2 protein-coding genes are annotated in these 5,381 nt (G+C 40.3%); both read left to right on the top strand.

All coding sequences use genetic code 11. The features are described 5' to 3' along the window. Positions 1–155: 155 nt before the first annotated feature. Complete coding sequence (gene recB / locus ABYD77_RS17490) at positions 156–3,725, top strand: exodeoxyribonuclease V subunit beta (RefSeq protein ID WP_372771378.1); 3,570 nt, start codon at positions 156–158, stop codon at positions 3,723–3,725. Then, on the top strand, positions 3,718–5,381 hold a 1,664-nt coding region (gene recD / locus ABYD77_RS17485; protein ID WP_372771377.1), incomplete at its 3' end, for an exodeoxyribonuclease V subunit alpha. The genes recB and recD, both read left to right, overlap by 8 nt.

Here is a 5,381-nt window from a genome sequence, read left to right as displayed (position 1 = left end):
GGTTTTCTCTGGTACGCCGTTTGTTGGCAGAAATGAGGTAAGTGACCCTTACATTTCACTTGATTTCACCACGCTTGAGAGTGTGGCAGATGAATTTATCGCCTTAACAGAAACTTACCTAGCACCAGTCGATGCCATTATAACGGAGCATAAATATGCAAAAGCTTAATCCAATGGCGATGCCACTGTGTGGCGCGAACTTAATTGAAGCAAGTGCCGGTACAGGTAAAACTTACACCATTACTGCGCTTTATTTACGCTTGTTACTGGGCTTTAGCATCGAGGGTAAAAAACAAACGCCGCTTAGCATCGAAGAAATTTTGGTTGTGACGTTTACTGAGGCCGCCACCGCTGAAATTAAAGACCGGGTGCGCCAGCGCTTAATTACGCTGCGCGATAAACTGCTGGGTAAAGACACAAAAGACGAGGTGGTTAATCAGCTGTTTGAATTGATTGACGATCACTACAATGCATTTTACCGCATTGATAGCGCAGTTAAATCACTCGATGATGCTGCGATATTTACCATTCACGGCTTTTGCCAACGCATGTTAAAGCAGCATGCGTTTGAATCGGGTATGGCGTTTAATTTGCAGTTTATTATGGATCAAAGTGAACTGCTTGAAACGGCGATTAAAGATTTTTGGCGCCAGTTTGTATTTCCACTAAATAAACAAAGTTATGCTGCAGTCACCAAGTGTTTTTCATCACCAGATGCTATTCTTAAAAACCTGTTTAGTTTGCTCAGTCGCACAGGCATAGAAATTACCCCGCAATATAGCTTTGATGATGCGTTATTAATACAAAGTCAGTTAGTTGAGAAAACCAAAAACTTAAAAGCACAAGTGTTAGCAGAAGAATTTATTGGTTTTATTGAGAATACGCCATTTAAAAAGTCTAAACCGATTGCCAGCAGTAAAAACTTGGGCTTATTAAAGGATTATTGTGAGAGTGATGAGGTTATCTTTATCGGCGCTTCAAATCGTTCGTTTGAAATATGGGGTGAGCAAGCATTTGCCGACAAAGGCAATTATTTAAAAGATAAATCACCTGTAACTCATCCGCTTGCAGCACAGTTTGATGAATTAAGCGTGCTTAAAGAAAAAGCTGAGGCTGCGCTGCCGGTTTCTATTTTAATAAGTGCTTATCATTATTTAGTTGATTGGCTTTTAAGTGAAAAACAAAAGCATCAGTTGATTAACCCCGATGACTTATTAAAGAACTTAAGCCAAGCGCTTGAAAGTAACACCAGCGGTGAACTTGCCAATGCTATTTTAGCGCAGTACCCAGTGGCATTAATTGATGAGTTCCAAGATACCGATCCAATTCAATACGGTATTTTTGCCAATATCTATTTACGCAATAGCAGTGTATCAGGCAAAAACAATGCGCTGATTATGATTGGTGACCCGAAACAAGCCATTTATGGCTTTCGTGGTGCTGATATATTTACCTACATTGATGCGAAACACCAAGTACCCATTGATAGTCATTATACGCTTGATACCAACTATCGTTCTTCCAAGCAGATTGTCGATGGCGTAAATAGTATTTTCTCGCTGAAAGACGATAGCTTTATTTTCAATAAAGACATTCCTTTTGCCAAAGTAAATGCCTTTGGCAAAAGTGAAGAAGACGGTTTATTTGTGGATGGTAAAGGCAAATTGGGCATTCATTTTTGTGTGCTTGATGAATTGGACAACACCATAGCTAAGGGCTCCGGAGATAATCAGCTTGCTAGCATTTGTGCAGCCCAAATTTCATCCTTACTGATTGCTGGGAAAGAAAAACGCGCCGTAATCGAACAAGCGCCTCTTAAAGCAAGTGATATTGCGGTATTGGTGCGTGATAGAAACCAAGCGAATCTGATTAAAGTTGCACTGCAAAAACTAGGCGTTGCCAGCGTGTTTCTCTCTCGTGACAGTGTGTTTGAAACAACGTTAGCAAGTCATCTATTGACGTTTTTATCTGCGTTACTTGCACCCTATAATGAGGCAACCTTTCGCGGGGTGTTAGTTGGGCCGCTTTTTGCTCTTAATTATGCGGATGTGCATCAACTTACGCAAAATACCAAAGCTTGGGAAGACACCTTAGATACCTTTGCCGCGCTTAAATTATTGTTACAGCAAAAAGGCGTGATGGCGGTTATTGAGTCGTTGGTTGAGCAAAACGCACTGCCAAGCCGCTGGCAACAAAAAGGCTGGGATGTAGCGCGCTTACTCACGGATATTCGTCACTTAGGTGAGTTATTACAGCAAAAACAACTGTCACTGAATAGCTATCATCGTTTATTACATTGGCTGCATGATCAAATTACTAAATTTGCCGCAGAAGGATCGCAACTTCGCTTAGAAACCGATCAGCAATTGGTCAACATCGTGACAATGCATGGCTCGAAGGGCCTAGAATACCCGGTAGTTTATATGCCTTTTGCCGCTAGTTTTAGAGAAAACAGCGAAGCGGTATACCACGATGAAAACGGCAATCTTATTTACGATTTAAACCCATCGGATGACGCTAAAGCTATCGCCAATAAAGAGAGCCTTGCTGAAGATTTGCGTTTGCTCTACGTGGCACTTACACGGGCTGTACACTACTTGGTAGTGGGGCTTTATAACTGCAAAGACGGGCGTAGTAAAAAACCTGGCATTAGCAAAACGCCGTTGGGTCATTTGTTGTTTGATAAAGATGATATTGATACCGGCCATGATTGGTACGCACAACTCAGCACTTTTTGTGCTGGGCATACTGGGCTAACCGCAAGCTGTTACTCTGTGCCAGAAGCCGCTGAAATTTATACATCAGAGAGCAGCGCAAATACAGAGTGCTTAGTAAAACAAAAAGAGCAAGCTGTGCCTAATCAATGGCGATTAACCAGCTTTTCATCGCTAACAAAAGTAAGTCATGGCGATAGCGAAGCGTTTGACTATAAACAAGGTGCTAATGACGAGATGCATTTGCTTGATTGGCAAACAGCAGCCATTACCCAATTACAAAATGAGTTTAGTTTTCCAAAAGGTGCAAATGCGGGTAGTTGCTTACATGCCATTATGGAAGAAATTGATTTTAATGCACCCAACTCACCTGTTTATCAACAAAAGTTAGCGCTCAGTGAGGTAGTTGAAAAACAACTCTTGGCTTACCAAATAGAAAGTGAATGGCAAAGTGTCGTTGAAAATTGGATACAGCAATTACTTACAAAGCCATTAGCGCCACTTACTGTAGCAATGAGTGATTTAAATATGGCGCAGTGTTTAATTGAAATGGAATTTATGCTGCCGGTAAATGCACTCGTTACCCGTAAACTAAACGATATTTTATTAACGCAAAGCCGTGACCACTTTACGCCACTTACCAATGCCACCATTAGTGGCATGTTAAAGGGCTTCATCGATTTAATTTTCTGTTATGACGGGCGTTATTATGTGCTTGATTATAAGTCGAATTACTTAGGTGAGAGTGGGGATGATTACAGCCAAGATAATATGGAAAGTGTTATGAGTTCACACCATTACCATTTGCAATATTTGCTGTATACCGTTGCGCTTCACCGTTTATTAAAAAGCCGTATTCGTAATTATGATATTCATACCCATTTGGGCGGCAGCTTTTATTTGTTTATGCGTGGTATGCCATCAGGTCACGGTGTTTATTATAAAGAGCCTAGTGTAGAGCAAGTATTGGCACTCGATAGTTTATTCGATAAGGGGACATTCAATGCGTAAGTTACTTATTGAACATGAAAAAATCGATGCGTTTGATATTCAACTTGCTGAAATTTTAGTAGCAGAATCAGATTCACCCGTATTTTATTTGGTGTTGTTATTAAGCCGTGCAGTGCGTTCGCAACATTCGTGTTTACCGCTTACTAGCATTGATAGAGATGATCCATTTCATTTAGCGTTAACAAGCCATGGTAAAAAAGAATCGCCTTTTACCGCACAAGATGATTTTGCAGCATTGCTGACATCTCATATTGCGGTAGGTGATGACAAGCCACTGCGTTTATATAACGACAACCTTTATTTTGCCCGCTATGACGATTATGAAAAGGTGTTTGTTAATGCCATTACAGCACGTAACGCATTAGAACCTAATTTAGATAATGAGCAACTAAAAAACTTGCTATCAAACTATTTTGAACCAACCAACGACATAGATTGGCAAAAAGTGGCGTGTGCGGTTGCTTGCCTTAAGCGCTTTTGTATTATTTCGGGCGGGCCTGGTACCGGAAAAACCACCACAGTGACAAAACTATTGGCAATTTTGCAATCGCTCTACAGCGAAGTGCCATTAAAAGTACAACTTGTTGCACCTACTGGTAAAGCCGCTGCTAGATTAAGCGAGTCGATTGCTAATGCAAAACAGTTTCTGAATATTGATTCGCAAATTGCAAAGCATATTCCTGATACAGCGCAAACGCTGCACCGTTTATTGGGGGTGATCCATTTATCCAATAAATTTCGTCATAACCAACAAAACCCATTGGATGTCGATTTAGTTATTTTAGATGAAGCATCCATGGTTGACTTAGCCATGCTAGCTAAGTTGTTTGATGCATTACCAAATCATGCCCGAGTGATTTTATTAGGAGATAAAGATCAATTGTCGTCGGTTGATACTGGAAATGTGTTGTCGGACTTATGTAAGCCATTGATATTAGGGAAAGATCATTCTTACAGTGGGCAAACTGCAAAGCAACTTGCACAGTTATTAGATAAGCCGATTAGTGCGACACAGCAAAAAGATTATTTATTGAATGATAATTTAGCCTTTTTGCAGGTGAGTCATCGCTTTAAATCAGACAGTGGTATTGGGCGTTTGGCAAAAGCGGTTAACAGCAATGATATTAATGCGTTACATCAGGTTTATTCAGATAATTTTAACGACCTAACGTTTAGCTCATTAGAGACAGATTTCAAAGTATTTATTGAACGGGCTGCAAGTAAGTATGAAGCGTATTTATCTGCAATAAAACAAGGCGCATCAATTAGTGAAATTCACAGTACCTTTGCCAATTATCAAGTGCTTTGTGCTACGCGTGTTGGCTCCTATGGCACCAATGAGCTAAATACTAAAATTGAAAAAGAGTTAAGCAACAGCAACTTGATACAGCGCAGTGGTGCTTTTTATATTGGTATGCCAATTATGGTAAGCGAAAACAATTACCAGTTAAATCTATTTAATGGGGATATTGGTATTATTATCAACGATGAAAATGACCGTTTAATGGCAAGTTTTATCGACGAACAAGGTGCGGAGCGCGTAATCTCAACAACGCGATTACCCCAGTTTGATACTGTTTATGCCATGACCATACATAAATCACAAGGATCTGAATTTAAAGATGTTGCCATGGTATTGCCGGCAAATTCTCCGGT

The sequence above is a fragment of the Pseudoalteromonas sp. genome, assembly GCF_041629635.1.
Lineage (GTDB): Bacteria > Pseudomonadota > Gammaproteobacteria > Enterobacterales > Alteromonadaceae > Pseudoalteromonas.
Note: the sequence above shows the minus strand (reverse complement) of the source record. Positions and strands in the feature narration are given on the sequence as shown.